General features: G+C 34.1%; 15 protein-coding genes. 12 read left to right on the top strand and 3 right to left on the bottom strand.

All coding sequences use genetic code 11. From position 1 onward, the window contains the following. The first annotated feature begins 3 nt into the window (after positions 1-3). The gene (locus tag ACZ098_RS02430) at positions 4-510 is read left to right on the top strand and encodes a DUF6452 family protein (RefSeq protein ID WP_487310139.1); all 507 of its coding nucleotides are present in this window, start codon (positions 4-6) and stop codon (positions 508-510) included. Beyond that, positions 476-1,252: a DUF6048 family protein gene (locus tag ACZ098_RS02425; RefSeq protein WP_487310138.1), complete on the top strand. Its 777-nt coding sequence runs from the start codon at positions 476-478 to the stop codon at positions 1,250-1,252. The genes ACZ098_RS02430 and ACZ098_RS02425 overlap by 35 nt, the downstream gene beginning before the upstream one ends. A gap of 81 nt (positions 1,253-1,333) precedes the next feature. Here ACZ098_RS02425 and ACZ098_RS02420 read toward each other — a convergent pair whose 3' ends face one another. Together ACZ098_RS02420 and ACZ098_RS02415 are read right to left on the bottom strand one after the other, a co-directional pair. Beyond that, positions 1,334-1,567, bottom strand: coding sequence for a hypothetical protein (locus ACZ098_RS02420; RefSeq protein ID WP_487310137.1), 234 nt, complete (start codon positions 1,565-1,567; stop codon positions 1,334-1,336). A 40-nt stretch (positions 1,568-1,607) separates the two neighbouring features. After that, positions 1,608-2,774, bottom strand: a complete 1,167-nt coding sequence (locus tag ACZ098_RS02415) for a THUMP domain-containing class I SAM-dependent RNA methyltransferase (RefSeq protein ID WP_487310136.1) — start codon at positions 2,772-2,774, stop codon at positions 1,608-1,610. 170 nt (positions 2,775-2,944) lie between these two features. Here ACZ098_RS02415 and ACZ098_RS02410 point away from each other — a divergent pair, with 170 nt between their 5' ends. From ACZ098_RS02410 to ACZ098_RS02365, 10 genes are all read left to right on the top strand, one after another. Continuing rightward, positions 2,945-3,709 (top strand): class I SAM-dependent methyltransferase, encoded by a 765-nt coding sequence (locus ACZ098_RS02410; RefSeq protein ID WP_487310135.1) that lies wholly within the window; start codon positions 2,945-2,947, stop codon positions 3,707-3,709. A gap of 51 nt (positions 3,710-3,760) precedes the next feature. Then, entirely contained in the window at positions 3,761-4,429 is a 669-nt protein-coding gene (locus ACZ098_RS02405) for a ZIP family metal transporter (RefSeq protein WP_487310134.1), read from the top strand. A 50-nt stretch (positions 4,430-4,479) separates the two neighbouring features. Next, on the top strand, positions 4,480-4,860 hold the full coding sequence (locus ACZ098_RS02400) for a PH domain-containing protein (RefSeq protein ID WP_487310133.1): 381 nt from the start codon (positions 4,480-4,482) through the stop codon (positions 4,858-4,860). A gap of 103 nt (positions 4,861-4,963) precedes the next feature. Then, a complete protein-coding gene (gene murQ / locus ACZ098_RS02395; RefSeq protein WP_487310132.1) occupies positions 4,964-5,776 on the top strand; it encodes an N-acetylmuramic acid 6-phosphate etherase in 813 nt (270 codons plus the stop codon). 11 nt (positions 5,777-5,787) lie between these two features. Next, a complete protein-coding gene (locus ACZ098_RS02390; protein WP_487310131.1) occupies positions 5,788-6,015 on the top strand; it encodes a DUF6095 family protein in 228 nt (75 codons plus the stop codon). Then, a complete protein-coding gene (locus ACZ098_RS02385; RefSeq protein ID WP_487310130.1) occupies positions 6,005-6,577 on the top strand; it encodes a DUF1572 family protein in 573 nt (190 codons plus the stop codon). The genes ACZ098_RS02390 and ACZ098_RS02385 overlap by 11 nt, the downstream gene beginning before the upstream one ends. Before the next feature lie 2 nt (positions 6,578-6,579). Beyond that, entirely contained in the window at positions 6,580-6,963 is a 384-nt protein-coding gene (locus ACZ098_RS02380) for a DNA topoisomerase IV (RefSeq protein WP_487310129.1), read from the top strand. Between the two features lie 41 nt (positions 6,964-7,004). Further along, positions 7,005-7,865, top strand: a complete 861-nt coding sequence (locus ACZ098_RS02375; protein WP_487310128.1) for a TerC family protein — start codon at positions 7,005-7,007, stop codon at positions 7,863-7,865. A 209-nt stretch (positions 7,866-8,074) separates the two neighbouring features. Continuing rightward, positions 8,075-9,547 carry a PhoX family protein gene (locus tag ACZ098_RS02370; protein WP_487310127.1) on the top strand — a complete coding sequence of 491 codons (1,473 nt, stop codon included), beginning with the start codon at positions 8,075-8,077 and terminating at the stop codon, positions 9,545-9,547. A gap of 69 nt (positions 9,548-9,616) precedes the next feature. Beyond that, a complete protein-coding gene (locus tag ACZ098_RS02365; RefSeq protein WP_487310126.1) occupies positions 9,617-11,392 on the top strand; it encodes a cytochrome-c peroxidase in 1,776 nt (591 codons plus the stop codon). A 161-nt stretch (positions 11,393-11,553) separates the two neighbouring features. On the opposite strand, the gene ACZ098_RS02360 is transcribed toward ACZ098_RS02365, so the two are convergent. Beyond that, positions 11,554-14,292 carry a DNA gyrase/topoisomerase IV subunit A gene (locus ACZ098_RS02360; RefSeq protein WP_487310125.1) on the bottom strand — a complete coding sequence of 913 codons (2,739 nt, stop codon included), beginning with the start codon at positions 14,290-14,292 and terminating at the stop codon, positions 11,554-11,556. Positions 14,293-14,294: the final 2 nt, after the last annotated feature.

The raw sequence follows: 14,294 nt of genomic DNA, 5'->3' as shown, positions 1-14,294 counted from the left end.
ATTATGAAAAAAATATATTTCCTGTTACTAATCGTGTTGGGATTTTCGATTTCAAGTTGTGAGAAAGACGATATTTGCGATGAAAATACTTCTACAACTCCTAGAGTTATAATTGAGTTTTATGATTTTGCGCAACAATCATTGGTGAAAAATGTAAGTAGTTTGAAGGTTGTAGGAGTTGGTCAAGTCGATTCTTTAGCTGTTTTTAATGCTGTAAGTAAAATAGAATTACCGTTAAACGTTGCAGATACAATTACCAATTACAGATTGATACTTAATAGTTCGTTACCAGCAAGTGCTAATGAAGATTTATTAGAATTTAAATACAGCAAAAATACCTTATACGTTTCACGAGCCTGTGGATTTAAAATAACGTATGATTTAGATGAAAATGCTCCAGCAGTTGATAGTGATGCAGCTTCATTGGATGGAAAATGGATAAAAGATCTTGATATAATTACAACAAACATTGACGATGAAAAAACAACACATGTTAAAATTTACTTTTAGTGTTTTACTTGTGTTGGGTTCTTACATCGGACAAGCACAGGTTACTACAACTAAAGCAGAAACAGATACTGTTGCGGCAAAAAAAGATACCATTGTTCCCAAAACGGAGCGGTATGGAATACGATTTGGTGTAGATTTATTCAAGTTAACACGTTCTTTTTATGAAAAGGACTATCGCGGATTGGAATTGGTTGGCGATTATCGACTCACGCGAAAACATTACATTGCGGTAGAATTGGGTAATGAAGATAAAACTGTTGACGACGACAGAATAAATTTTACTACTCAAGGTACTTATTTAAAAGCGGGTTTTGATTACAACGCCTATGAAAATTGGCTCGGAATGGAAAACTTAATTTACGTTGGTTTGCGCTATGGTGTAAGTTCCTTTAGTCAGCAGCGCAACAGTTATAAAATTTATGATCCCAACTCTATTTTTGGCGACCAACCCGTTATTGTTGATGCAGTACAATTTGATGGATTATCAGCGCAATGGATTGAAGTTGTTGCCGGTGTAAAAGCGGAGGTTTTTAATAACATTTATGTAGGTTTTAGTCTTCGAATGAATCGAATGGTATCCAACAAACAGCCTGATAATTTTGAAAATCTTTACATTCCAGGATTTAACCGAACGTACAATGGTGATTTTGGTGTAGGATTTAATTACACAGTTTCGTACTTTTTACCTTTGTACAAATCGACTGTAAAGGCTAAAGCAAAAGAGGTAAAAAAGAAAAAATAAGTAACGTTACCTAACGAAAAATCCACCAATTTTAATAATAATTATATTTTTAAAATTGGTGGATTTATTATTTTAATGAAATTATTTTATTTCTCGAATTCCTTTAAGGAAAATCCATTTCATAAATAATTTTTCACCATCTCTAGTTTGAACTGCTTGAAATTTTGGAGATAAAATTGTTCCAACGACAAATGCTGAAAGAGGTATCCAAATTTCTTTTAACGGTGTAAAGGTTGCTACTAAATATCTTGCTGTAAAGAATAATACGGCAAAACTTGCTAATTGAAATAGAAATGCTTTTGTTTTCTTACTCATAGTGGTTGACTATTTATACGATTTTTAGTTGCAATTAAAATTATTCTTCTTCCTTCGGTTGAAATTTCGTGCGTTTGCTTCCTTCGTACATTTCGTATTTTACTAAACGCGCTTCCAAACTTCCGTTGAAAAGTTTAATTTTTCGCGATGGTTTTAGTCCAACAAACTTTAATGCTTCCAAATTTGCGGTAATGAACCAAGCGTTGGTATTGGGATAATTTATTTTTAAAGTATCGCCCATTTCTCGGTAAAAACGTTCCATTTCAATATCCAATCGTTCGCCATATGGTGGATTGAAAACCATTTGCAAAGGTCCAGAACTTTCTTTTTTAGTATCAAAAAAATTCTGCTGACTTACAGTTACATAATCGTCAAGGTTGGCATTTTTTATATTGGCTTTTGCTTTTTCAACTGCGCTTGGCGCTTTGTCATAGCCTGTAATTTTATAATGAAATTCGCGTGTTCGCTTCATTAAGGCATCAATAATGTTGTCGAATAAGTCGTTGTCCCAGTCGTTCCATTTTTCAAAAGCAAATTCTTTTCTGTTGATGTTGGCTGGAATATTACAAGCTATCATCGCTGCTTCGGCAAGAATGGTTCCCGAACCGCACATTGGATCTAGAAAATCTGATTTTCCATCCCAACCGGCAAGCATTAACATTCCGGCTGCAAGAACTTCGTTTATGGGTGCAATATTAGTTGCGGTTTTGTAACCACGTTGGTGTAATGATGCTCCAGAAGTATCTAACGCAATGGATAATTGATCTTTATCGATATGAATGTTGATTCGTAAATCTGGAAAATCTTTGTCTACACTTGGTCGTTGTCCTGTTTTTTCACGAAACTGATCTACAATAGCGTCTTTTGCTTTTTGGGATACAAATTGCGAATGCTTAAAAAAATCGGAGTGTATCGTAGTGTCAATTACAAATGTTTGATTGGCATTTAAGTATTTGCTCCAGTCAATTCCTTGAATTCCTTTATATAGTAAAATATCAGTTTTGGCTCTGAAATAATAGATTGGTTTAAGTATCTTTAAAGCGGTTCTTAACGATAAATTGGCTTTGTACATAAAACCTTTATCGCCTTTAAAACTTACCATTCGTGTTCCTATTTCTACATCTTGTGCGCCAAGAACACGAAGCTCTTGCGCTAATAATTCTTCAAAACCAAAGAAGGTTTTGGCAACCATTTTAAAATTTTCCATTCTTATTTTTTTACCACAAAAGTCACAAAAGGTCTTTCATTTCTTATGCTTTTCTACTGTGTCTTTTGTGTTTAAATTACAAAGTCACCAAAGTCAAACCTATTGTTTTATATTTTCTTCGGCAAAAATACACTAAATTTGCAGGATTAGAATTTATTTGAAACGATTAAATGTCAGATTTACAAAAACCCGATTCCCAAAATCCGAAAATAGTATCCAAAAATTGGTTTGCTTCGTGGTTCGATACGCCGTATTATCACATATTATATAAAGATAGAAATTACCGTGAAGCTCAGATTTTCATGGACAACTTGACCCATTATTTAAACTTGCCAGAAAAAGCGAAAGTTTTAGATTTGGCTTGCGGAAAAGGACGCCATTCTATTTACTTGAACCAACTTGGGTTTGATGTTATTGGTGCCGACCTAAGCGAAAACAGCATTGCATCTGCGAAGAAAAACGAGAATGACAGCTTACATTTTAAGGTTCATGATATGCGTGAAGCGTTTGAAAGTAAGTTTGATGCGATTTTTAATTTGTTTACCAGCTTTGGTTATTTCGAAAATGAAGAAGATAATTTGACCACTCTAATTGCAATAAAAAATAGCCTTACAGAATACGGATTTGCTGTAATTGACTTCATGAATGTGCATCAGGTTTTAGAAAATTTGGTTCCAGAAGAAGTAAAAACTGTTGACGAGATTGATTTTCATATAAAACGTTATTTTAAGGAAGGTCATATTTATAAAGAAATTGACTTTGAAGATAATGGTGAAAAATATCATTTCACCGAGCGTGTTCGTGCTTTAACATTGGAAAATTTTCAGGAAATGATGGACGAAGCTGGCATATTTTTATTGGATATTTTTGGCGATTACAAGCTGAAGAAATTTCATAAAAAAGACAGTGAACGATTGATTATGATTTTTAAATAGACTTTTAGATAATAGACAAAAAGATAATAGACAAAAAGATAATAGACTATAATGAATTATATTTTACCCTTATTATCAGTACTTTTGGGCTACGGAGTTGCACTTTTTTTACGTCCAAAACAGAAAAAAAGATTGAAATTACTCCTTGCTTTTAGTGGCTCGTTTTTACTTTCTTTGACCGTAATGCATTTGCTTCCAGAAGTTTACGAAACGCATAACAACAGCATAGGAATTTTTATAATGATTGGGATTTTGTTCCAGATAATTTTGGAATTTTTCTCCAAAGGTGCCGAACATGGTCATGTTCACGGTCATGATAAGATTACCCAAATACCTTGGTTGTTGTTTTTTAGTTTGTGTTTGCACGCTTTACTAGAAGGTTTTCCTGTTGGTCATCATCATGATTTGGCATTGGGAATTGCAATTCACCACTTGCCAATTGCAATAATCTTGACAACTTTTTTTCTGAATGCCGAATTGAATAAAACGGCTTTGTTTTTATTTATGATGATTTTTGCCGTAATGACGCCACTTGGAACGTTTGTTTCAGACAGTTTTCCAATTTTAAATCAGTATTATTCTGAAATTACGGCGGTTGTTATTGGGATCTTGTTTCACATCTCGTCAACAATTATTTTTGAGAGTAGTGAAGGTCATAAATTTAATATTGCCAAAGTTTCGATGATTGTTTTAGGAATTGCCTTGGCTTATTTTCTTTAATTCAGAGTAATTATCTACCTTTGATAAACTAAAATTTAAATTCAAATAGTATGGGAATATTTTCTGCCTTGATGGGTAATGCTGGTTCTGTAAGCCAAGAGTCTTTAATTAAAGATTACGGAAAATTACTTATTGAAGGTGAATCAATTGAATTGGGATTCAAATTGATACGAGATACTTTTATTTTCACCACAAAACGATTAATCTTGATTGAAAAGCAAGGTATTACGGGTAGCAAAATTGAATATAAATCGATAATTTACAAAAGTATTTCACGATTTAGTGTTGAAACTGCAGGAACTTTTGACTTAGAAGCCGAACTTAAAATTTGGGTTTCTAGCGAAGTAAATCCGAGTATTGTAAAGCAATTTAATAAATCGGTAAATGTGTATGATGTGCAAACTGTTTTGGCGCACCATGTTTTAAAATAGTAGCTTAGTTTCTGAGTAGCTGAGTAACTTAGCCACTCAGAAGCCTAGCTAATCAGATACTTAGCTACTTAGAAACTTAGCTACTCAGCAACTCAATAAAAAAATGAACTTCACAAAAACCACCGAGCAAGCATCGAAATACGAGCATTTAGAAAAAATGTCGGTTACTGATTTGCTTCAAAATATCAATAACGAAGACAAAACTGTTCCTTTTGCTGTAGAAAAAGCGCTTCCGCAAATAGAAAAATTGGTGACTCAAATTGTTTCAAAAATGCAACTTGGTGGACGACTTTTTTATATTGGCGCTGGAACTTCTGGTCGATTGGGAGTTGTGGATGCCAGTGAATGTCCGCCAACTTTCGGAGTTTCATTTGATTTGGTAAACGGAATTATTGCTGGTGGTGATAAAGCCATTCGTCGTGCTGTTGAAAATGCAGAAGACAATACAACACAAGGTTGGATTGATTTACAGGAACAAAATATTTCTGATAACGATGTGGTTATTGGGATTGCTGCTTCAGGAACTACGCCTTATGTAATTTCGGGTTTAGAAAAATGTCATGAAAATAATATCATAACGGGATGTATTACTTGTAATGAAGGAAGTCCGTTGGCATTGACCGCGCACTATCCAATTGTGGTTGTTGTTGGACCAGAGTTTGTTACAGGAAGTTCACGAATGAAAGCTGGAACGGCTCAAAAATTAGTTTTAAACATGATTTCGACTGCAACAATGATCCAACTTGGCAAAGTAAAAGGCAATAAAATGGTCGACATGCAATTGAGTAATGATAAATTGGTTGACCGCGGTGTAAAAATGATTATGGACGAAATTCCAGTAGCTTATGAAAAAGCAGCTGCTTTGTTGTTAGAATTTGGAAGTGTTCGTAAAGCTGTTGAAGGCTATAATTCTTAAATAAGTATATCATGCCAACGAATCAAAAGCTTTTAAATAAGGGATTAAAATATTTACTTATTGCTTTACCGCAAATGTTTATTGGTCCGGCGGTTATTTTTAATGCGTTCAGTAACAAACATACCAATTGGCATTATTTGGTTTTGGTAATTGGTTGCGCATTATGCTTGAGCGGAATGTATTTTACTTTTCAAGGAATTAACACTGTTGTAAAAGGACTTTTTAACGATGATAAATAACACCTACTTAGAAAGCATTAAAAAACAGTTTTTGTATTATAAAATTGTTGGTGAAAAAGCAATAGATCAGTTGCAGGAAGAGCAATTATTTGTTTCAGTCAATGAAAACACCAATTCTATAGCTGTAATTATCAAACATATGTCGGGCAACATGCTTTCGCGATGGACCGATTTTTTAACATCTGATGGAGAGAAAGAATGGCGCAACAGAGATTCTGAATTTGATGAAGCGCTACATTCCAAAGAAGAAATCATGGAACTTTGGAACGCAGGTTGGAATTGCTTTTTCAATGCATTAAACGTCATGCAAGATTTAGATTTGACTACCATAATCTACATTCGCAATGAAGGTCAGAGTGTTCTTGATGCAGTAAACCGGCAATTGGCACATTACCCGTACCATATTGGACAAATCGTTTTTTATGCTAAAATGCTCAAACAAGAAGAATGGACCAGTCTTTCGATTCCTAAAAACAAATCCAATTTGTATAATGCTGACAAATTTTCTCAAGAAAAAACAACCAAGCATTTTACTGACGACGAAATAAAAAAATTACAATAATTATGAAAATACTTAAACCCTTTGTATTCTTAGTTTTAACTGCATCAACATTAGTTTCTTGTTACAAACAAGAAAAAAACTGCACCGATTTTAAAACAGGAAAATTTACTTTTACACAGGAAATTGAGGGTAAAAAGCAAACCACAACTTTCGAAAGAACCGATAAATTTCAGATAGAAACTTATAATGGAAAAACCGATACTGCTTCTGTTCGTTGGGTAAACGACTGCGAATTTGTCTTAGAAAAGTTACATCCTAAAAATATGCGAGAGAAAAAAGCAATTACCATGCGAATTCTAACAACAAAAGATAAAAGTTATACCTTTGAATATTCTTTTGTAAACGACGACAATAAACAACTTGGAACTGTAACAAAAATTGATTAATTACGTAAAACCATTTTATAATTTTAAACTTTCACAAACTAATGATTGAATTAATTACCAATCCAAATGCTTGGGTAGCATTATTAACCCTAACTTTTTTAGAAATAATTTTAGGAATAGACAACATTGTGTTTCTTTCCATAGTTTCTGGTAAATTAGAAGCTAAAGATCAGCCAAAAGCCAGAAGAATTGGTTTGTTGTTGGCGATGGCTTTTAGAATTGTGTTGTTGTTTGGAATAACTTGGGTTTTAAGTTTACAAGACGTTTTAACGCACATTGATTTAGGATTTTTTGAAGCTAGTATTACAGGACAAAGTTTGATTATTTTTGGTGGTGGATTATTCCTTTTGTACAAGTCAGTTTCTGAAATTCACCATAAAATGGAAGGAGAAGAAGAAGCAACTTCGGGTAAAGCTGCTGGTAACTTAACCAAAGCAATCGTTCAAATTGCCTTATTAAATATCGTTTTTTCGTTTGATAGTATTTTGACTGCAATCGGAATGATTAGCATGAAATCTCCAGCTGAAGGTGGTTTTGGCCCAGATGGCGCTATCGAAATCATGATCCTTGCCGTAGTAATTTCTATTGTTATCATGATGATTTTTGCTGGACCAGTTTCTAAATTTGTAAACGAACATCCAACCATTCAAATTCTTGGATTGTCTTTCCTAATATTAATAGGAGTGATGTTGCTTGCTGAAGGTTCGCATTTGGCACATTTCAAATTTGGAAGCGATACCGAAATTGGAGTAATTCCGAAAGGTTATTTGTATTTCGCTATTTTCTTCTCATTGTTTGTAGAATTTTTAAATATCAAGATGAGAAAAAACAGAAAACCAGTACAATTACATAACAATACAATTGAAGATAAGAAATTAGAAGACTTTGATTTAAATAATTAAAAGTCAATAGTTCACAAGTACAAAAATGACCTTAGAAAGCTGTTCCGTTTTTTAAGGTCATTTTAATTTTACCATAATTTTACAAATTTACGATTAGGTAATACTCAATTTACGTTTTTTTGACAAATTCAAAATTATCACGTAAACTCAAAATAAACTTTAAATAGTAGTTTTGAACTCAAACAAAATAACTAAAAAACAGAATTATTATGAGTCAGAATTATTTAAAAAAGATTGCATTATTTTCAATGTTATCGGCTGTAACCATTGGTTGTCAAGATGATAATGAAGGTAAAAGTGTGAATCAAAACATCGATTTCTCAAATACTTCATCAGTTCCACCATTGGCAATTGCTAAAGAAGGTTTTGAAGATTTAGAAATTACTTCTTTAATTTCAAGTCCCGATGTTTTAGCGCAATCACCAACGTTTCGTTATGGTGCGCAGCCAGATGGAGCAGGATTTATGAAAGATCCTAACAGCGATGGATATGTAATGATTACCAATCACGAAATATTAAAATCAGTTTCACGAGTATTTTTTGATAAAACATTAAAACCAGTAAAAGGTGAATACATCGTTGATGCCGTTGGTGGATTAACAAGATTGTGTTCAGCAACTTTAGCAACGCCAGGAATTCACGGTTTTGGACCAATGTTTTTAACAGCTGGAGAAAGCGGTGAAGAAAGTATGGTTCACGGAATTGATCCACTTGGATTGACAAGCGAAAAAAGTAGAACCGATAGAGTATTACCAGCTCTTGGTAAAGCTAGTATGGAAAATGCAGTGCCACTTCCTAAAGCTGCATATTCAGGAAAAACCGTAATTCTTATTGGCGAAGATCAATCGTATGCTACATCTCATGCAAGCGCGGGACAAGTAATTATGTATGTAAGCACAACTGGTGATTTAAATAATGGTAAATTGTACGCATTAAAAAGAAATGATGGAAACCAAGTGGAAACTTCCATGAATGTTGGATCTTCTTTTGATGTTTCTTTTGTAGAAATTCCAAATGCTAAAAATCTAACTGGTGCCGCAATAAATACTGCAGTAAACAATCTTGGAGCAATCCGTTTTTCAAGAGTAGAAGATGTTGATTATAGAAAAGGTTCTGCTAAAAACAATAGAGAAATTTATTTTACAGCAACTGGTCAGGCAAGTTCTAATGCACCAGTAGCAGGATATACCATGTGGGGTAGGGTTTATAAATTAGTTTTGAACGATACCAATCCATTATTAGGAAAATTAGAATTAGTGGTTGAAGGAGATTCTACTCCAGGTACCGGAATTATTAACCCTGATAATTTATGTGTAACAGAAAACTTCGTTTATATTCAAGAAGATGGAGATTCTTATTACACAGCAGCGCAACACGATTCATACATATGGCAATACAACATTGCTACCAAAGTAAACAAACCTTGGTTAACAATGAACCATAAAAGAACCGATGCAGCTTGGAATTCAACGTATAACCAAACTGGAGAAATGCGTTTTGGAAGCTGGGAATATGGCGCAATGGAAGATATTTCAGATATCATAGGTGTTCCAAACACATTTATTGTAAATGTTCATCCGCATACTTGGCAAAAAGATGAATTTTTAAATGCTGATGGAAGCGGATTAAATACCAACAAAGAAGGTGGTCAAACGTTGATCATTAGAAACGTTGAAAAATAAGTAAATCTAAAATAACTAGTAAAAACAACCCATTTTTTTGGGTTGTTTTTGTATGTAATAATAATTAAAATGAAATTTATTTTTAAAATTTTACCACTGCTATTTATATTTAATTCGTGTCAGAAAGAGTATTCGGAGATTTCAATTCAAGAGGAATTATTATATAATCTAGAAAAACTAAATCAAGAAATTATCAATTTTGAAAAAGTTGCTAAACAAAATCCAACTACAGAAAAATTGCATAAATCTTTCGAAGCATCGCGAATGGCCTACAAAAAAATAGAATGGGCAATTGAATATTTTACACCAGATCCAGCGCGATTTATAAACGGACCAGCACTCGACGAGTTGGAAGTCGAAGAAAATAAGTTTTTATCACCTACAGGATTTCAAGTAATTGAAGAACTCATTTATCCTAAATATGCACCTGAAAATACAACCGAGTTACAAAGAGAAATTGCTGTTTTAAAAGGTTTAATTGCACAAGTAAAAGAACATCTTAAAGTAATTACTATAAGTCCAGATTATGTTGTAGATGCAACTAAGATGGAAATTTTCCGCATTCTAACTTTAGGAATTACGGGTTTCGATTCGCCTATTGCTAACAATTCTATTTCAGAAACAACCGCTAGTCTGTCTTCGGTTAAGATTTTACTTGAAAAATTAGATACCCAAAATTCAAAATCTCGAACACAAATTTTTACATTAATTGACAAAGCCAATCAATTTTGCCAGTCCAATACCAATTTTAATTCGTTCGATAGAGCCACATTTATTAAACAATTTTTAAATCCAATATCTGAAAAATTAATTCAGTTCCAAAAAGATAACGCAATTAAAAATGTGGTTAAAACCAATGCTATAAATCAAGATGCAAAATCGCTATTTGCCAAAAACACATTTAATGTCAATGCTTTTATTCCGTCGAAAGAATATGAATTTTCAGACGCCAAAGCCAAACTTGGCGAGCAATTATTCTATGATAAATCGCTTTCTAAAGATGGAAATCGCAACTGTGCAACGTGTCACAATCCAGAAAAAGCATTTACTGATGGTCAAAAAACCAATCAATCGCTGACAGGAACAAGTTTGCCACGAAATACACCAACTTTGACTTACGCTTCGTTACAAAATGCACAATTTTGGGACATGCGCCAGCCTGATTTAGAAAAGCAAAGTTTAGATGTAATTCAGAATAAAGACGAAATGCACGGAAATTTGAAAGACAACCTGCCAAAACTTCAAGCCAATTCGCGTTATAAAGTGCTCATTGCTACTGCTTTTCCAAATACCAAAACGCTCGAAGAATGGCAATTGCAAAATGCCTTGGCAAGTTACGTTCGCTCATTAAACAAGTTTAATTCTAAATTCGATAGCTATTTTCAAACCAATTCCAACACCTTTTCGGCCGAGGAAAAACTAGGTTTTAACCTTTTTGCAGGAAAAGCCAAATGTGCCACTTGTCATTTTATTCCGCTATTTAACGGCACCGTTCCGCCAATTTATAAAAAAACCGAGCAAGAAGTTATTGGTACGCCACAAACTAAAAATGGCAAAATCATAAGTCAAGATTTGGGAAGATTTACCCAATATAAAATGGTACAACTCAAGAACGCGTTCAAGACGCCAACACTGCGTAACATTTCGCAAACCGCGCCATACATGCACAACGGAGTTTTTGAAACCTTAGAAGAAGTAGTAGATTTTTATAATGAAGGTGGCGGCATTGGAACCGGAATTATTATAGAAAACCAAACCTTACCGTCGGACAAACTCAATTTAAGCAAAGCAGAACAAAAAGCACTAATTGCTTTCATGAAAACACTTTCGGACAGTAAAAATTAGGAACAAATGGCTTGGGCATTTTCAACAATCCCTATTCCTGCTATCCGTTGCAATAAAAAATGCCTTGAAACAATCAAGGCATTTTTTATTTCCACTGCTATCAGGGTTAGATAAGTTTTGTATCGAATAGATAATAAATTCAGTAAGACGTTTACTTTAAACTACTCCAAACTCAACGTAATCTGACCATCATCATCCAATTCGGTTTGAATATTTTCAGAAACTGTATCTTCACCTGTAACTTCTAGTTCTTCTGGAGCTACTTCCACAGGTTCTTCGTAAGGTAAGGATTCTAGAAGATTGACTTGTTTCAGTTTATCAGCTGTTAATTGATTACCCAAAGCTTTGATTCCTTTAATAGCAATAAACTGTTCTAAATCTATCGTTTGATTTTCTTTTTGAACGCCTTTTACTTTTGCAAAAACAATTTCAGCCACCGGACGCCAATCGGTAGAAACAATTTCTAACTGTGATTTTTCGTGTTCGGTTATGAAAATTTCTTCTTTGTTTTCGTTTTCCACTAAGAATCGTTTTACAAAATAACGCTCTTTTTCACCATCATAATAAATGGTAGAAATTGGTTTTTTAGGATGCCATTTTTCCAAAATAATCATGTCTTCATCAAAATGCGTAGTCAATTCTGGAATTATGGTCTTCAATTTTCCTGCTTGATTGATAATTAAAAGTCTATCATTTGGTCTGAATTCGCCCAACAATTCGCCTCTACCATCAACATTTAAACGTTGAACTGTATCATCAAACCACACTTTTCTCGGACGTAAAGTAGAAATTCCTTTCTCCTTCAATTCGATTTTCTTGATTGGATATTTCGTAACAGTATTTCCACGAGAAGCACGACCTTTAATAGCAATATCGGTAAAGTCGACATCCCATTTCAACTTTTTAACACTTCCAACTTGACGTAATAATATCGTTACAACCTCAGCTTCACCATTAGGATTGGCAGAGAAATACAAGGTTTGTGAACCTGGTTTTTCTTGAGTTAAATCGTAAAATTTATCACGAGTAACACCCGAAACATTGAATCGTTTAATGAATGTAGAACCATTTTTACCATCACGGTAAATCATGTTGTAAATAGTTCGCTTGTCATTTTTATCAAAAACCGCAATGTGAATAATATCTTTTCCAACGAATTTCTTGTCATCCACTTTGGCAATCATCATTTTTCCATCGCGTAAGAACACAATCACATCATCAATATCAGAACAATCGGCTACGTATTCGTCTTTTTTCAAACCTGTTCCAAAAAAACCTTCTTCTTTGTTTACATATAATTTTGTGTTTCTTAAAACTACTTTCGTAGCTTCAATATTTTCAAAACTTCTTAACTCGGTTTGACGTTCGCGACCTTTTCCGTATTTTTCTTTCAATCGAGCGAAATAATCAATAGCAAAATCAATTAGGTTGTCTAAATGATGTTGCACTTCTTTCATTTCGTCTTCCAATTTGGCAATAAAATCATCCGCTTTATCCGAGTCGAAACGCGTAATACGAATCATCGGAATTTGCGTTAATTTTTGCAAATCTTCATCTTCAATTTTACGTACAAATGATTTTGCAAATGGTTCAAATCGTTTGTACATGTATTCGTAAAGCGATTCTCTATCAGAATACAATTTGAAATCAATGTACATTTCTTCGCGAATGAAAATCTTTTCTAAAGTCGAGAAATGCCATTTGTTTTTAAGTTCTTCTAATTGGATTTCGAGTTCTTTCTTCAATAAATCAACTGTTCGTTCGGTCGAAATTTTCAACATATCAGAAACACCAATAAACAATGGTTTGTTATCTTCAATTACACAACCCAAAGGTGCCACAGAGGTTTCGCAACCTGTAAAAGCATACAAAGCATCAATTGTTTTATCTGGAGAAACCCCAGGAAATAAATGAATTAGAATCTCAACTTCGGCAGCGGTATTGTCTTCAATTTTCTTAATTTTGATTTTTCCTTTCTCGTTGGCTTTCAAAATACTATCAATCAAAGTCGATGTATTCGTCGAAAACGGAATTTGAGTAATCACCAAGGTTTGCTTGTCCAATTGCGAGATTTTGGCACGAACACGAACACGTCCGCCACGCAAACCATCATTATAATTGGAAACATCGGCAATTCCGGCAGTTTGAAAATCTGGATATAATGTAAACGGTTTTCCTTTTAAAATTTTTATCGAAGCATCGATCAATTCGTTGAAATTGTGAGGCAAAACTTTAGTTGAAAGTCCAACGGCGATTCCTTCAGCACCTTGTGCCAAAAGCAACGGAAATTTTACTGGAAGATTGTTCGGCTCGGCACGACGACCATCATACGAAACACCCCAATCGGTGATTTTTGGTGAATACAATACTTCTAAAGCGAATTTTGACAAACGTGCCTCAATATATCTCGAAGCCGCAGCGCTATCGCCGGTTAGAATATTTCCCCAGTTTCCTTGACAGTCAATTAGTAATTCTTTTTGACCAATTTGCACCATAGCATCACCAATACTCGCATCACCGTGTGGATGATACTGCATCGTATGCCCAACGACATTCGCCACTTTATTGTAACGACCATCATCCAACTCTTTCAGCGAATGCATAATACGACGTTGCACAGGTTTAAATCCGTCTTCAATTGCAGGTACGGCACGCTCCAAAATTACATAAGAAGCGTAATCCAAAAACCAATCTTTGTACATTCCTGTAACTTTGGTAATGGTGTCTTCTGGATTTTCGTCGTTTTCGTAAAAGTGATTTCCGCCTTTTGAAACTATGTCTTCAAAGCCTTCATCAGCAATTTCGTCGTTGGTTGATTGCTCCGCCTGTTCGCTATCGCTCGAGTCTAACTCGTCGTTAGTTTCTTCTTCGTTAATGTTATCTTCTTCTTCGTCTTTCATTT

Source organism: Flavobacterium sp. SP2, from assembly GCF_057626655.1.
Note: the sequence above shows the minus strand (reverse complement) of the source record. Positions and strands in the feature narration are given on the sequence as shown.

Excerpts from the sequence above, each read along its gene's own strand:
- ACZ098_RS02430 (WP_487310139.1), top strand. The coding sequence starts at position 4 with ATGAAAAAAATATATTTCCTGTTACTAATCGTGTTGGGATTTTCGATT.
- ACZ098_RS02425 (WP_487310138.1), top strand. The coding sequence starts at position 476 with ATGAAAAAACAACACATGTTAAAATTTACTTTTAGTGTTTTACTTGTG.
- ACZ098_RS02420 (WP_487310137.1), bottom strand. The coding sequence starts at position 1,567 with ATGAGTAAGAAAACAAAAGCATTTCTATTTCAATTAGCAAGTTTTGCC.
- ACZ098_RS02415 (WP_487310136.1), bottom strand. The coding sequence starts at position 2,774 with ATGGAAAATTTTAAAATGGTTGCCAAAACCTTCTTTGGTTTTGAAGAA.
- ACZ098_RS02410 (WP_487310135.1), top strand. The coding sequence starts at position 2,945 with ATGTCAGATTTACAAAAACCCGATTCCCAAAATCCGAAAATAGTATCC.
- ACZ098_RS02405 (WP_487310134.1), top strand. The coding sequence starts at position 3,761 with ATGAATTATATTTTACCCTTATTATCAGTACTTTTGGGCTACGGAGTT.
- ACZ098_RS02400 (WP_487310133.1), top strand. The coding sequence starts at position 4,480 with ATGGGAATATTTTCTGCCTTGATGGGTAATGCTGGTTCTGTAAGCCAA.
- murQ (WP_487310132.1), top strand. The coding sequence starts at position 4,964 with ATGAACTTCACAAAAACCACCGAGCAAGCATCGAAATACGAGCATTTA.
- ACZ098_RS02390 (WP_487310131.1), top strand. The coding sequence starts at position 5,788 with ATGCCAACGAATCAAAAGCTTTTAAATAAGGGATTAAAATATTTACTT.
- ACZ098_RS02385 (WP_487310130.1), top strand. The coding sequence starts at position 6,005 with ATGATAAATAACACCTACTTAGAAAGCATTAAAAAACAGTTTTTGTAT.
- ACZ098_RS02380 (WP_487310129.1), top strand. The coding sequence starts at position 6,580 with ATGAAAATACTTAAACCCTTTGTATTCTTAGTTTTAACTGCATCAACA.
- ACZ098_RS02375 (WP_487310128.1), top strand. The coding sequence starts at position 7,005 with ATGATTGAATTAATTACCAATCCAAATGCTTGGGTAGCATTATTAACC.
- ACZ098_RS02370 (WP_487310127.1), top strand. The coding sequence starts at position 8,075 with ATGAGTCAGAATTATTTAAAAAAGATTGCATTATTTTCAATGTTATCG.
- ACZ098_RS02365 (WP_487310126.1), top strand. The coding sequence starts at position 9,617 with ATGAAATTTATTTTTAAAATTTTACCACTGCTATTTATATTTAATTCG.
- ACZ098_RS02360 (WP_487310125.1), bottom strand. The coding sequence starts at position 14,292 with ATGAAAGACGAAGAAGAAGATAACATTAACGAAGAAGAAACTAACGAC.